A 14,320-nucleotide genomic window follows, 5' to 3' on the forward strand; every position below is an offset into this window, starting at 1 on the left:
CCGCAACCCAGCCGCCGGGAGGTTCAGCCGAACAGGCTTGCCCGAACCCGGCGGGACACTCCTGCGAGAGGCTGAAGGGAGGCCCCGATGACCGACGCCCGCCACAACCCTTACGAGACCGATCTCGACCAGAACGCGGCCAACACCGTGCCGCTGTCGCCGCTCTCCTTCCTGCGCCGCACCGCCGCGGTTTATCCGCAGCGCACCGCCGTCATCCACGGCCCGGTCCGCCGCACCTGGGCGGAGACCTACGAGCGTTGCGTGCGGCTCGCCTCGGCGCTGACCAAGCGCGGCATCGGACTCGGTGACACGGTGGCGGTCATGGCCCCCAACACGCCGGAGTCGTTCGAGGCCCATTTCGGCGTGCCGATGGCCGGCGCCGTGCTGAACGCCCTGAACATTCGCCTGGACGCGGAGGCGCTGGCCTTCATCCTGGAGCATGGCGAGGCGAAGATCCTGCTGACCGACCGGGAATTCTCGCCGGTGATCGCCAAGGCCATCCATATGCTGGAGCCGAAGCGCCGCCCGATCGTCATCGACATCGACGACCCGCAGGCCAAGGGCGGCGAGCTGATCGGCGAGCAGACCTACGAACAGTTCCTGGAAACCGGCGACCCGGATTTCGCTTGGCCGATGCCGGACCGGGAATGGCAGGCGATCGCGCTGAACTACACGTCGGGCACCACCGGCAATCCGAAGGGCGTCGTCTATCACCACCGCGGCGCCTACCTGAACGCCATGGGCAACGTGCTGACCTGGGCGATGCCGCACCATCCCGTGTATCTGTGGACGCTGCCCATGTTCCACTGCAACGGCTGGTGCTTCCCCTGGACGGTCACGGCGATGGCCGGCACCAACGTCTGCGTCCGCACCATCTCGGCCAAGGGCATCTACGACGCGCTGGCCGACCTCGGCGTCACCCACATGTGCGGCGCGCCCATCATCATGGGCCTGATCGTCAACGCGCCGGAGGAGCAGAAGCGCGAGATCCCGCGCGGCGTGAAGATGATGACCGCCGGCGCCGCCCCGCCCGCCGCGGTGATCGAGAAGATCGAGCGGCTGGGCTTCGACGTCACCCACGTGTACGGCCTGACGGAGGTCTACGGCCCGGTCACCATCTGTGCCTGGCACGAGCGCTGGGACGACCTGCCGCTGGAAGAGCGCGCGGCGCTGAAGGCGCGCCAGGGCGTCAACTACGCCACGCTGGAAGGGCTGATGGTCGCCGACCCCAACACGCTGCAGCCGACCCGCAAGGACGGGGTGACGATGGGCGAGATCTTCATGCGCGGCAACACCGTCATGAAAGGCTACCTGAAGAACCCGCGCGCCACGCAGGAGGCCTTCTCCGGCGGCTGGTTCCACACCGGCGACCTTGGCGTCTGGCACCCCGACGGCTATATCGAGCTGAAGGACCGCTCCAAGGACATCATCATCTCCGGCGGCGAGAACATCTCGACCATCGAGGTCGAGTCGGTCCTCTACAAGCATCCGGACATCGTCGAGGCCGCGGTGGTCGCGCGCCCCGACGAGAAATGGGGCGAGACACCCTGCGCCTTCGTCACGCTGAAGGACGGCACGTCCCTGACCGAGGCCGAGGTGATCGCCTACTGCCGCGAGCATCTGGCCCACTTCAAGTGCCCGCGCACGGTGGTTTTCACCGCCCTGCCGAAGACCTCCACCGGCAAGATCCAGAAGTACGTCCTGCGCGACCAGGCGCGCGCCCTGAACGGCGCAAAGGCGTAAGGGCGATGACGGGTCCGGGGGGCTTCGGCCCCCTGTCTCCCACCAATTTGGCCGCGGACTTGGACGCCGCCGCAACCCTGGTCCGCCAGGGCTTCGGCATCTCGCGGGAAAACTTCGAGCGGTCCATCGCTCTGTTCGGCGCGGACGTGCTGCGCGGCCTGCGGCTGGATGGGCGCCGTGATGGGAGCCTGGTCGGCTGCGCCGCCGTCTGGCCGATGGACCAGTGGTTCGGCGGGCGCCCGGTGCCGGCACAGGGAGTCGCCGCCGTCGCGGTCGACCCGGCGGAGCGGGGGAGGGGGCACGGAACCGCCTTGGTTCGCGGCATTCTGGAGGAGGCCCGCAGCTCCGGCGCCGCCCTTTCCGTCCTCTATCCCGCGACCTTCGCGCTCTACGCCAGGGCCGGCTACGGCCGTGGCGGGGTTTCCTTCGACTGGAGCGCGCCGCCCGCCGCCTTCCTCGGTCAGCCTCTGCCGGACGACGGCACCATCACGCGCGCCGACCCCAGGGACGCGACTCCGCTGGCGGCACTGCGCCGGCGCGTGCTCGAAACCGGCAACGGGCTGGTGGAACGAAACGAAGGGTTGTGGAGTTTCGCCCTCTGCCCGGATGGTGAGCCGTCCGATCTCTATCTCTTGAACGGTCCGGACGGTCCGGAAGGCTACGTCGCGGTCGGTGCGCCAAAACGTCGCGGCCTCGCTGTCGCTGACATCTGCCTCCTCAGCCGCCGCGCCGCGCGGCTCGCGATGGGCTTCCTGGCGGGGCACCGGGCGCAGGTCGACCGGATTCGCTGGCGCGGCGGGCCGGACGATCCGCTGGCGCTGCTCGCCTCCGCGCCCGCCACGGCTGGCGGCATCGCCGTGGACGCGCGCGAGGAGTGGTTGCTTCGAATCCTGGACGTCGAACGCGCGCTTGGCGCCCGCGGCTATCCCGCTGCGTTGACCGCGGAGCTTCTCCTCGACGTCGCGGACCCGCTGTTTCCCGCCAATTCCGGGCTTTTCCGGCTCTCCGTGGCTGGCGGCCGCGGCGTTGCCCACCGTCTTTCCGAACCGGCGGCGCGTCCAGCCGCGGGCGCGCTGTCCCTGGACATGGCCGCGCTTTCCACACTTTACAGTGGGCATAGAGGTGCCGTTTTGCTCCGCCAGGTTGGGTTGCTGGCGGGCGCGGACGACGCCGTGGCGACCGCTTCCCTTGCCTTCGCGGGACCGAGCCCTTGGATGCCCGACCGCTTCTGAACGCGTGTTAAGGAATGACACAGGTCATACCAGAAATTAATTCTTGGCGGCATATAAGGTTAAGACAAGGCATCAAAACCGCGGAAGCGGCGCCGCTGAACTCGGGGGAGCCCGATTGCCATGACGATCGGAAAGCGTATCGCGCTTGGGTTTGTGACCGTCCTTCTGCTGACGATGGTCGTGGCCTTCGTGGGCTGGAGCAGCCTGCGCACCTACGCCGGGCGCGTCGATGTCGCGGCGCACACCGCCGATTTGGACACCCGCCTGAAGGCCGTGCGGATCGAGGAGGCGCGTTTCGTGACGGAGCGCGACGCCCGGGCCGCCGCCAGCGTGCCGGGCATGTTGGAGACCCTGCGGGCCGAAGCGCGCGAGACGAAGGGCGCGCTGGACGATGCCGGCAGCGTCCGCCTGCTGGACGACATCCTGGCGGGCATCGACGGCTACCGCGCCGCCTTCGCCAACTTCGTCGCCCAGGACAAGGACGCCCGCGCCCGCACCGAGGGCATGGAGACCCGGGCGCGCGCCCTAAAGGACATCGCGGAGAAGATCGGCCGCCAGCAGTCCGACCGCTACGACCAGAACATGGTCAGCCTGCGCGACGCGGAGCACGCGGTCCGGCAGGCGCGCGACACCTCCGACCGCGCCGACCGGCTGATTGAGACGGTGCTGGAGGCCCGCCGCCTGCAGGCGGAGTTCCTGCGCACGCGCAACCCGGCTGGCATGCAGGCCGTCGGCGACGCCGTCGCGCTGCTGCTGTCGACCGTCGAGAGCGTGGAGAAGGATCTGGCCGGCACCAACGACGAGGACCTTGCCAAGCAGATCGTCGCCGCGGTGCGCGACTACCGCGCCGCCCTGGACCAGGTCAGCGCGGCCGAGTCGGGCCGGGGGCTGGACACCCACGCCCAGCAGATCCAGAAGCTCGCCCACGAGATGCAGGAAAACCAGGGCTCGGTGTCCGCTGCCCTCCAGGAAGCCGCGGGCTTCGCGCAGAGCGAGGTGAACGAGGCCGTTCAGCTGCGCGGCGTCGCCATGCGCCTGATCCAGAACGCGCAGGCCGCCATGCTCGGCCAGCGCGACTATCTGCTGGGGGGCGATGCGGCGGCGCGGGCCACCGTCGCCGCGGCGGTCAAGGAGACGCTGGATCTGGCGAAACAGGCCGGCGCCGTCCTGGCCGATGCGGACGGCCGCGCGCTGATCGCCGCGATCACCGACGCCGCCCAGGCGTTCGACCGGGAGTTCGCGGCGCTGGTCGCGGCCAGCGAGAACCAGCGCGCCGCCTCCACCGCCATGGCCAAGGCGGCCGGGGCGGTCAGCGACCAGGTGGCGCGGCTCGTCTCCATCCAGCGCGAGGACCGCGAGAACGGGCGCGCGAACGCCAGCACCGTGATCATCGTCGGCGCGCTGGTGTCGCTGGCGTTGGGCTTGCTGCTGGCTTGGTTCATCGACCGCGGCATCACGCTTCCCTTGCACGCCATGACCGGCGCCATGGGCCGCCTGTCCGAAGGCGACCTGGACGTCGACATCCCCGGCGCCGACCGCAAGGACGAACTGCGCGCCATGGCGCTGGCGCTGCGCGTCTTCAAGGAAAACGCGCTGGAGATGCAGCGCATGGAGGGCGAGCGGGAGGAGATGCGGCGGCAGATCGACGCCGACCGCCGCCGCACCATGAACGAGTTCGCTGCGGGCTTCGAGCAGGCGGTGTCCGGCGTCGTCGTCTCGCTGACCGATTCGGCCGGCAACCTGGGCCGCGACGCGCAGGAGATGTCGTCGGACGCGGCGCTGACCACCGCGAAGTCCAGCGCCGTGGCCTCGGCGTCGGAGCAGGCCTCCAGCAACGTCCAGACCGTCGCCGCGGCGGCGGAGGAGCTGTCCTCCTCCATCGCCGAGATCTCGCGCCAGCTCAACGCCAGCTCGCAGGTGGCCATGGGTGCGGCGGGCAAGGCGCGGGAGACCAACACCATCGTCGAAGGGCTGGCCGACGCGGCCCAGCGCATCGGGCAGGTCGTCAACCTGATCGGCGAGATCGCCAGCCAGACCAACCTGCTGGCGCTCAACGCCACCATCGAGGCCGCCCGCGCCGGGGAGGCCGGAAAAGGCTTCGCGGTCGTGGCGACGGAGGTCAAGAACCTCGCCGGCCAGACCGCCAAGGCGACGGAGGAAATCTCCTCCCAGGTCGCGGACATGCAGGCCGCGACCGGCGGTGCCGTGGAGGCGATCCGCACCATCTCCGACGCGGTCGGGACGATCAGCCGCACCGTGACCGACATCGCCCAGGCGATGGAGCAGCAGGGCCTCGCCACCCGCGAGATCGCGCAGAACGTCAACGAGGCCGCGGAGGGCACGCAACAGGTGATGCGCCACATCGCGGAGGTCACCCACGCCGCCAGCAAGACTGGCGGCGCCGCCGACGCCGTCCTCGACGCCAGCCGCACGCTGGCCCGTCAGGCCGAACATCTGCGGTCGGAGGTCCAAGGCTTCCTGAACAAGGTGCGCTCGGCGTAGGTTTGCTTCAATGCGGCGGAGTTCCCTCCCTTGCCGAAGGCGGGGGAGGGTTAGGGTGGGGGCCCAGTGCAACCACCCCCCGCCCCAACATTCACCCGGCCGCTCCCCGTTGCTTTCACACCGGGCTTCTGTTAAGCCGCGCCGTGCCTTCCGGACGCGAGATCACATGGCCTTCTCCCTGTCACGCCTCGATTCCTCCAAGGCGCTTCCCGATTCCTTCCTGGCGGTGCTGGCCGGTCTGGCGGCGCTGCTGCTCGGGCCACTGGCGGCGGTGGCGCCGCGTGGGCTGCCGGTGTGGGCTATTTCGGTGATCCTGATCGGGCTGGCCGGGCTGGCGCGACGCGACGCGCTCGGCCGCCTGCAACGGGCGCTGCCGGGCACGGCCGTGGTGGGCGCCTTCCTGCTGCTGGCCGCTCTTTCGGTGATGTGGAGCCCATCGTCCCGCGCCGGTCTGACGGTGGTAGAGATCAGCTACATCGCGCTCAGCGCGCTGGCCGGCGGGGCGTGGCTGTCCTCCCTGCCGGGGGTGGAGGCGCGGCGGCTGATCCAGCTGTTCCTGGCCGGCACCTTCGTCGGCATCGCGGTCTTCGCGGCGGAGGCTGCGCTGGATTTCCCGCTGCACCGCTGGTGGAACCACGTCCCGGCGGACTTCCCCATCGCGGACAGCAACGTTCCCAAGCGCACCGCGGCCTTGCTCTGCCTGCTGGTCTGGCCGGCGGCGATGGCGCTCGACCGCGGCGGGCGGCGTGGGCTGGCGCTGCTGCTGCCCATCGGCTACGCGGCGGCCTGCCTTCTGCTGACCAGCCGGTCGGCGATGATGGGCATCGCCGTCGGCGTGGCCGTCTTCCTCCTGTCCTGCTGGTCGGTGCGGGCGGTTCGGGCCGCCCTGGGGACCGCACTGGCCCTTGCCTTCGCCGCGGTCCTGCCGGCCGTCCTGCTGTTCGACCGCGTTCTCGACCTCGACGCCGCCCCCTGGCTGTTCCGCTCCGCCCAGCACCGCGTGGAGATCTGGGGCATGGCGGCGGAGCGCGCCCTGGAGACGCCCTTCCTCGGGCAGGGCATCGACGCCTCCCGCGCCCTGATGCCGGAAGGCGAGGTGTCGCGCTTCGGCATCATCACCGACAGCCTGCTGCCGCTGCACCCGCACAACGCCTTCCTCCAGGTCTGGCTGGAGCTGGGCGGCCTGGGTGCTGCGCTGGCCCTGGCGGCAGCCTTGCTCCTCCTCTTCGGGACGGCGCGGCTGGAGGAGCGGGAGCAGCCCTTCGCGCTCGCCCTGTTCGCCTCCGGCCTCGCCATGGTCAGCACCGCCTACGGCATCTGGCAGGCCTGGTGGATGGCCGGCATCCTGTCGGCTGGGCTGATGCTGCGCCTCGCCGCCCGCACGCCGGCCCATGATGACTAAAGCGGAACCGCGCCGGGTCCTGGTCATCAAGCTGGGCGCCTTCGGCGACTTCTTCCTGGCGCAGACCGCCTTCGCCGCCATCCGGCGCCACCACGCCGGCGCCCATCTCGCCCTGCTGACCCTGCCGTCGCTGGCCCCGCTCGCCCGCCTCAGCGGCCTGTTCGACGAGGTGCTGGAGGACCCGCGCGGGCGCAAGCTCGCCGATTACCTCCGGGTGCGCCGCCTGCTGCGCGCCGGGCGGTTCGACCGCGTCTACGATCTGCAGGCGCAGCCGCGCACCGACCGGTATTTTTGGCTGCTCGCCCCTGGCCCCTGGCCGGAATGGTCGGGCACGGCGCTGGGTGCGTCCCACCGCGACCAGTATGCCGGGCGCCGCCGGGTGCCGGTGCTGGCGCGCTACGCCCGGCAACTCGCCCCGTTCGGCATTGCGCTGGACGACACGCCCGACCTGTCCTGGCTGGACGCCGACACCGCCCGCTTTGGCCTGACGGGTGCCTACGCCCTGCTGATCCCCGGTTCCTCCCCCGGCCGCCCGGACAAGCGCTGGCCGATCGAGCGTTATTCCGATCTCGCCAACGCCCTGGCGGACCGTGGCGTGACGCCGGTCGTACTGGGCACCGCGATTGAGGCCGACCTCGCTAGGGGCATCGCCGCCGCCTGTCCGGCGGCCGTGGACCTGACCAGCCAAACCAGCGTGCCGGAGATCGCCGGGCTGGCCCGCCGGGCCTGGGCGGCGGTCGGCAACGACACCGGCCCGACGCATCTGGTGGCCGCGGTCGGCTGCCCGACGGTGGCCGTCTTCTCCGACGCGTCCAAGCCGATCCACGCCAATGGGCCGCGCGTCGTGGTCCACCACCGGCCGGACTTCGCGGCCATGGACGTGGCCGGCGTGCTGGACGCGATGGACGCGGTTTCCGCGAACCGGTAGAGTGCCGCCCTGATTCCCGGGGTTTCAGGAGTTTTCAAGGTTTTGAGCAGCCAGGAGGTCAGCCTCAGCCCGACGGATCCGGTCGTGCTGCCCGCGCCGAAGCCGGGCGGGCGGCTGATGCTGGCCGCCAAGCTGGTGGTGACGCTGGCGGTGCTCGGCCTGCTGGCGTCGAAGGCGGACTGGTCCGGGGTGCTCGATCGCATCGCCGGCGCCGACCCGGCGTGGCTCGCCGCCGGATTTGCCGCGAAATTCCTCTCGGTCGTCTGCTCCGCCGAACGCTGGCGCGACGCGCTGCACGCGGCGGGAGAGCGGGTGTCCCGCTGGCTGGCCATGCGGCTGATGTTCGCCGGGCTGTTCTTCGGGCAGGTGCTGCCGGGGGCGCTGGGCGGCGACGTGGTGCGCGGCTGGCTGACCTACCGCGGCGGCGGTTCCTCCTCCGCCGTGGTGCTCGCCCTGGTCATGGACCGGCTGCTGGCCCTGGTCGGCTGCGTCCTCCTGCTGTTCGCCGGGCTGCCGCATCTGGTCGCCACGGCGCCGCCCGCCGTCGCCTGGGCCGGTCCCGCCGCCGTCCTGCTGCTGACCGCCGGCCTCCTCGCCGGCATCCAGGCTGACCGCATCCCGCTGCCGTCCATTCTCAAGCGACCGCCGGTCGTCGCCCTCCAGTCGCTGGTGTCCCGGCTGCGCGGCGCGCTGTTCAGCCGCTGGGCCCTGGTCGGGCTGGTCCACAGCACGGCGGTGCATGTCTGCACCATCGTCGCTGTGATCGCCTATTCCCGCGCGCTCGGCCTCCCGGTGGCGGTGGCCGACGCGGTGGCCGTCGTGCCGATGACCATCTTCGCGGCGGCGCTGCCCATCTCCCTCAACGGCTGGGGCGTGCGCGAGGGGGCCTTCGTGGCCGGCTTTGCGCTCTACGGCCTCGGCCCGGCGGAAGCCCTGGTCCTGTCGTTGATGATCGGGCTGTCCGTCACCCTGTCCTCCCTGCCGGGCGGTTTGCTCTGGCTCGGCCTGTCGGGCCGCCGCCTGTCGGACCGCCGGGGTGAGGCTTCCGCACCCTCCGGAACACCTTCATGACCGTCATGACTCTCGAACACGACAACCGCCCCGAAACGGTGGAGAGCCGCCCCCTCAGCCCGCGCCAGAAGGCCGTGCGCTCGCTGTTCGAGACGCTGGCTCCGCAGGTCGACCGCTGGGCGTCCCGCAACTCCGCCTTCCACGACGCCGACCGCGCCTACCTGCGCTTCCTGGTGCCGGACGGCGCCAGCGTGCTGGAGATCGGGTGCGGCCTGGGCGACACGCTGGCCTTCCTTCAGCCGTCGCGCGGCGTCGGCATCGACCTTGCCCCCGGCATGATCCACCGCGCCCGCGAGCGGCACCCTTACCTGGAGTTCCACGCCGGCAACGCCGAGGACCCCACGGATCTGGCCCGCATCGAGGGCACCTTCGACGTTATCCTGCTGTCCGACACCATCGGCTTCCTGGACGACTGCGAGGAGACGCTGCGCCTGCTGCACCGCTTCGCCACGCCGCAGACCCGCATCATCGTCAGCTATCACAGCCGCGCGTGGGAGCCGATCCTCGCCTGGGCCGAAAGCCTCGGGCTGAAGATGCCGCAGGGCCAGCATAACTGGCTCAGCACCGCCGACACCATGAACCTGCTGGATCTGGCGGGGTGGGAGCCGGTGCGGCGCGAATGGCGCCAGCTGGTGCCGCGCAAGGCCTTCGGCCTGGGCACGCTGGTCAACCGCTGGATCGCGCCGCTGCCGGGCATCCGCCGGCTCTGCGTGCGCAACTACGTGGTGGCCCGCCCGGCGGTGACTGAGGCCGTGATGGCGGCGCCGGAAAAACTGCCCTCCTGCACGGTCCTGGTGCCCTGCCGCAACGAGCGCGGCAACATCGAGAACGCCATCCGCCGCCTGCCGCGCTTCTGCCCGGACCTGGAGGTGATCTACGTTGAGGGCAACAGCAAGGACAACACCTACGAGGAATGCCTGCGCGTCCGCGACGCCTACCCGGACTGGGACATCAAGGTCCTGAAGCAGGATGGCAAGGGCAAGGGCGACGCCGTCCGCAAGGGCTTCAACGCCGCGCGCGGCGACATCCTGATGATCCTCGACGCCGACCTGACGGTGCCGCCGGAAAGCCTGCCGAAGTTCTACCAGGCGATCGCGTCGGGCAAGGGCGAGTTCATCAACGGCACGCGGCTGGTCTACCCGATGGCCGATCAGGCCATGCGCTTCCTGAACTGGGTCGCCAACCGCACCTTCGCCCAGATCTTCTCCTTCCTGCTGAACACGCGCTTCACCGACACGCTGTGCGGCACGAAGGTGCTGCGCAAGCGCGACTACGACCAGATCGTCGCGAACCGCCACTACTTCGGCGACTTCGACCCCTTCGGCGACTTCGACCTGATCTTCGGCGCGGCGAAGCTGAACCTGAAGATCGTCGAGGTGCCGATCCGCTACGCCGACCGCACCTACGGCGAGACGCAGATCAGCCGCTTCAGCCACGGCTTCCTGCTTCTGCGCATGGTCCTGTTCGCCTGGAAGAAGCTGAAGGCGTTTTGAGCCTCCAAATTCCCTCTCCCCTCTGGGGAGAGGGTTAGGGTGAGGGGGTTGCGCTTGTGCCGGACGTACCAGAGTCGCGGGACCCCCTCACCCCGACCCTCTCCCCAGAGGGGAGAGGGAGAAGGTGTCCCAATGCCCAAACCGCCGCGTCGCGCACCACCTCGCTCGCGTCCCCCAACAGCGCCTCGACCACCGGCGCCTGCCGCGCGTCGCCGCTGTTCCCCAGCGCCACCAGCACGTTGCGCACAAAGCGGTCCCGCCCGATCCGCTTGATCGGCGATCCGCTGAACACCTGCCGGAATCCCGCGTCGTCCAGCTGCGCCAAATCGGCCAGCCGCGGCGCGGTCAGTTCCGCGCGCGGCAGGAAGGCGGCCTCGTGGCTGCGCTGGGCGAACTTGTTCCAGGGGCAGGCGGCCAGGCAGTCGTCGCAGCCGTAGATGCGGTTGCCCATCAGCGGCCGCAGTTCCTCCGGGATCGGCCCCTTGTGCTCGATCGTCAGGTAGGAGATGCAACGCCGCGCGTCCAGCTGGTTGGGCGCCGGAAAGGCCGCGGTGGGGCAGGCGTCCAGGCAGCGGCGGCAGTTGCCGCAGCGGTCCGTGCCCGGCTCGTCCGGCGGCAGCTCCAGCGTCGTGTAGACCTCGCCCAGGAACAGCCAGGACCCGTGGGTGCGCGACACGAGGTTCGTGTGCTTGCCCTGCCAGCCGAGCCCGGCCTTCTGGGCCAGCGGCTTCTCCATCACGGGGGCGGTGTCCACGAACACCTTCAGCTCGGCCTTGTGCGTGTGGGCGAGCCATTGGCCCAGCGTCTTCAGCCGGCCCTTGATCAGGTCGTGGTAGTCGCGGTTCCTCGCGTAGACCGACACGATGCCGCGGTCGGGGTGGTCCAGCAGAGCGCGCGGGTCCTCAGCGGGGGCGTAGCTGGTGCCGAGCGCGATGACGGTGCGCGCCTCCGGCCACAGGGCCTGGGGGTGGACGCGGCGGTCGGCCTTGTCCTCCATCCAGCCCATGTCGCCGTGCCGGCCCTGGCGCAGGAATTCGGCGAGCCGGGCCTTGGCCTCCTCGCCCAGCTCCGCTTTCGCAAAGCCGACCGCGTCGAAGCCGAGCGCCAGCGCCCGGTTGCGGATGGCTTCGCGGATGGAGAGGGCAGGGTCAGCCATGGTGATGCCTTGAACCACAGAGGCACAGAGACACAGAGAAAATCAGAAGAAAACGGTCGCACCGGATGCGGGCAGTCGCCCGGGCGGAAATCTCCGTGTCTCTGTAGTGAATCCCCGCGATCAGCCGCGCCCACGGTAGGGCTGGACCTCCTGCGACGGGATCCACACGCCCTTCGGCGGCTCGCCGGTGGCGTAGAACACGTCGATGGGGATGCCGCCGCGCGGGTACCAATAGCCGCCGATGCGCAGCCACACCGGCTTCAGCTCGTCCACCAGCCGCTTGCCGATGCCGACCGTGCAGGCCTCGTGGAAGGCGCCGTGGTTGCGGAAGGCGGTCAGGAACAGCTTCAGCGACTTCGACTCCACCAGCCAGTCGCCGGGCACATAGTCGATGACCAGATGCGCGAAGTCCGGCTGCCCGGTGATCGGGCAGAGCGAGGTGAACTCCGGCGCCGTGAAGCGCACGAGGTACTGCTCGCCCGGGTTGGGGTTCGGCACGCGCTCCAGCACCGCCTCTTCCGGCGTCTTCGGCTGGACGGTCGCCCCGCCGAGCTGCGTCAACCCGGCGTAGATGTTCTCAGACATTCGCGGATTCCTTTTTGGCCTTCGCGAGGGGATCGGCGTTGGCCGGAATGTCGCCCTCGTTCAGGCGGGCTTCCAGCGCGCTGGCGACCTCCTCGAAGCGGCCGTCCTCGATGGCCTGCCGAAGCTCCGCCATCAGGTCCTGGTAGTAATGCAGGTTGTGCCAGGTCAGCAGCATCGGCCCCAGCATCTCGCCCGCCTTGAACAGGTGATGCAGATAGGCGCGGCTGTGGTTTCGACAAGCGGGGCAGCCGCATTCGGTATCCAGCGGGCGCTCGTCGTGGGCGTGGCGGGCGTTGCGGATGTTGATGGTGCCGCGCCGCACGAAGGCTTGGCCCGTGCGGCCCGATCGGGTCGGCATCACGCAGTCGAACATGTCCACGCCGCGGCGCACCGCACCGATCAGGTCGCTCGGCCGACCGACGCCCATCAGGTAGCGCGGGCGGTCCTTGACCATCAGCGGCTCGGTGAAGTCCAGGACGGTGAACATCGTCTCCTGCCCCTCGCCGACGGCCAGCCCACCGATGGCGTAGCCGTCGAAGCCGATGTCGGCCAGCGCCGCGACGCTCTCCGCTCGCAGGTCGGGATAGACGCTGCCCTGCACGATGCCGAACAGGCCATAGCCCGGCCGCTCCACGAAGGCGTCCTTGCTGCGCTTGGCCCAGCGCATGGACAGCCGCATGGAGGACGCCGCCTGCGCCTCCGTCGCCGGGAAGGGGGTGCACTCGTCCAGGCACATGGTGATGTTGCTGTCCAGCATGTGCTGGATCTGGATGGAGCGTTCCGGCGTCAGGTGGTGCTTGCTGCCATCCAGGTGCGACTTGAAGGTCACCCCTTCCTCGGTCATCGTCCGCAGGTCGGACAGCGACATGACCTGGAAGCCGCCGCTGTCGGTCAGGATCGGCTTGTCCCAGTTCATGAAGCGGTGCAGGCCGCCCAACTGCGCCACCCGCTCCGCGGTCGGGCGCAGCATCAGGTGATAGGTGTTGCCCAGCAGGATTTCGGCGCCGGTGGACTTCACGGCGTCCGTGGTCATCGCCTTCACGGTGGCGGCGGTGCCCACGGGCATGAAGGCCGGGGTGTTGATGACGCCGTGCGCGGTCTTGACTTGCCCGCGCCGAGCCCGGCCATCAGTTTTCAGAAGATCGAATCCGATCCCGAGCGTGGTGCCGGTCATGAAGCCCTCCGGAGCAGCGACGCGTCGCCGTAGCTGAAGAAACGGTATTGGCCCGCGATGGCGTGCGCGTAGGCCGCCTTCATGCGCTCCATGCCCGCGAAGGCGCAGACCAGCATGAACAGGGTGGAGCGGGGCAGGTGGAAGTTGGTCACCAGAAGGTCCACGATCTTGAAGCGGTAGCCGGGCGTGATGAAGATGTCCGTCTCGCCGCTGAAGGACCGGATGGTGCCGTCCTCCAGCCCCACCGTCTCCAGGATGCGCAGCGGGGTGGTGCCGATGGACACGATGCGCCCGCCGGCGGCACGGGTGGCGTTGATCGCCTCGGCCGTCTCCGCCGGGACCTCGCCCCATTCGCTGTGCATGCGGTGGTCCGCCACGTCCTCCACCTTCACCGGCAGGAAGGTGCCGGCCCCGACGTGCAGGGTCACCGGCACGCGGCGGATTCCGCGGGCGTCGAGGGCCGCCAGCAGTTCCGGCGTGAAGTGCAGGCCGGCGGTGGGGGCGGCCACGGCGCCCTCCCGCGCGGCGAAGACGGTCTGGTAGTCCGACGCGTCCTGCGCGTCCGCTTCCCGCCGGATGTAGGGCGGCAGGGGCATGCGCCCGTGGCGGTGCAGCGCCGCCATCAGCTCCGCCCCGCCGGCGGAGAAGCGCAGCCGCACCTCCATGCCGTCCTTGGACAGCACTTCCGCCGAGAAGTCGTCGGCGATGGCGATGACGTCGCCGGGCTTCAGCCGCTTGCCGGGACGGGCGAAACTCGCCCATTCCCGCTCCCCCTCGCGCTTGTGCAAGGTGATCTCCACGCGCACCTCGCCGCGCCGGCCGTCCAGCCGGGCGGGGATGACGCGCGTGTCATTCACGACCATCAGGTCGCCCGGCTCCAGCAGGCTGGGCAGGTCGCGCACGACGCGGTCGTGCAGGCGCTCCGCCACGTCCAGCAGGCGGGCGGCGTCGCGCGGCTTGACCGGATGCTCGGCGATCCGGTCCGCCGGGAGGTCGAAGTCGAAATCGGTGGTCTTCATGGGAGCCGCCCGTAT

At 70.2% G+C, this 14,320-nt stretch carries 11 protein-coding genes; 7 read left to right on the forward strand and 4 right to left on the reverse strand.

What is annotated here, in order from left to right; translation table 11 throughout:
* Positions 1–87: 87 nt before the first annotated feature.
* The 7 genes from M2351_RS04230 to M2351_RS04260 all read left to right on the forward strand — a co-directional run bounded on the left by M2351_RS04230 (position 88) and on the right by M2351_RS04260 (position 10,371).
* Positions 88–1,743 carry an acyl-CoA synthetase gene (locus M2351_RS04230; RefSeq protein ID WP_264654896.1) on the forward strand — a complete coding sequence of 552 codons (1,656 nt, stop codon included), beginning with the start codon at positions 88–90 and terminating at the stop codon, positions 1,741–1,743.
* 5 nt (positions 1,744–1,748) lie between these two features.
* Positions 1,749–2,975 carry a GNAT family N-acetyltransferase gene (locus M2351_RS04235; protein ID WP_264654897.1) on the forward strand — a complete coding sequence of 409 codons (1,227 nt, stop codon included), beginning with the start codon at positions 1,749–1,751 and terminating at the stop codon, positions 2,973–2,975.
* 120 nt (positions 2,976–3,095) lie between these two features.
* Complete coding sequence (locus M2351_RS04240) at positions 3,096–5,477, forward strand: methyl-accepting chemotaxis protein (RefSeq protein ID WP_264654898.1); 2,382 nt, start codon at positions 3,096–3,098, stop codon at positions 5,475–5,477.
* Between the two features lie 166 nt (positions 5,478–5,643).
* Positions 5,644–6,879 (forward strand): O-antigen ligase family protein, encoded by a 1,236-nt coding sequence (locus tag M2351_RS04245; RefSeq protein ID WP_264654899.1) that lies wholly within the window; start codon positions 5,644–5,646, stop codon positions 6,877–6,879.
* Positions 6,869–7,807 (forward strand): glycosyltransferase family 9 protein, encoded by a 939-nt coding sequence (locus M2351_RS04250; protein WP_264654900.1) that lies wholly within the window; start codon positions 6,869–6,871, stop codon positions 7,805–7,807. The genes M2351_RS04245 and M2351_RS04250 overlap by 11 nt, the downstream gene beginning before the upstream one ends.
* Before the next feature lie 42 nt (positions 7,808–7,849).
* Positions 7,850–8,878 carry a lysylphosphatidylglycerol synthase transmembrane domain-containing protein gene (locus tag M2351_RS04255; RefSeq protein ID WP_264654901.1) on the forward strand — a complete coding sequence of 343 codons (1,029 nt, stop codon included), beginning with the start codon at positions 7,850–7,852 and terminating at the stop codon, positions 8,876–8,878.
* Positions 8,875–10,371 carry a glycosyltransferase gene (locus M2351_RS04260; protein ID WP_264654902.1) on the forward strand — a complete coding sequence of 499 codons (1,497 nt, stop codon included), beginning with the start codon at positions 8,875–8,877 and terminating at the stop codon, positions 10,369–10,371. Before M2351_RS04255 ends, M2351_RS04260 begins: the two co-directional genes overlap by 4 nt.
* A gap of 34 nt (positions 10,372–10,405) precedes the next feature.
* On the opposite strand, the gene queG is transcribed toward M2351_RS04260, so the two are convergent.
* The 4 genes from queG to queA form a co-directional block, all read right to left on the reverse strand.
* Entirely contained in the window at positions 10,406–11,527 is a 1,122-nt protein-coding gene (gene queG, locus M2351_RS04265; RefSeq protein ID WP_264654903.1) for a tRNA epoxyqueuosine(34) reductase QueG, read from the reverse strand.
* 120 nt (positions 11,528–11,647) lie between these two features.
* Complete coding sequence (gene queF / locus M2351_RS04270; RefSeq protein ID WP_209765989.1) at positions 11,648–12,112, reverse strand: preQ(1) synthase; 465 nt, start codon at positions 12,110–12,112, stop codon at positions 11,648–11,650.
* A complete protein-coding gene (gene tgt, locus M2351_RS04275) occupies positions 12,105–13,286 on the reverse strand; it encodes a tRNA guanosine(34) transglycosylase Tgt (RefSeq protein WP_264654904.1) in 1,182 nt (393 codons plus the stop codon). Before tgt ends, queF begins: the two co-directional genes overlap by 8 nt.
* Entirely contained in the window at positions 13,283–14,305 is a 1,023-nt protein-coding gene (queA, locus tag M2351_RS04280) for a tRNA preQ1(34) S-adenosylmethionine ribosyltransferase-isomerase QueA (RefSeq protein WP_264654905.1), read from the reverse strand. The genes tgt and queA overlap by 4 nt, the downstream gene beginning before the upstream one ends.
* Positions 14,306–14,320 lie beyond the last annotated feature (15 nt).

This window comes from Azospirillum canadense, from assembly GCF_025961225.1.
Taxonomy (GTDB): domain Bacteria; phylum Pseudomonadota; class Alphaproteobacteria; order Azospirillales; family Azospirillaceae; genus Azospirillum; species Azospirillum canadense.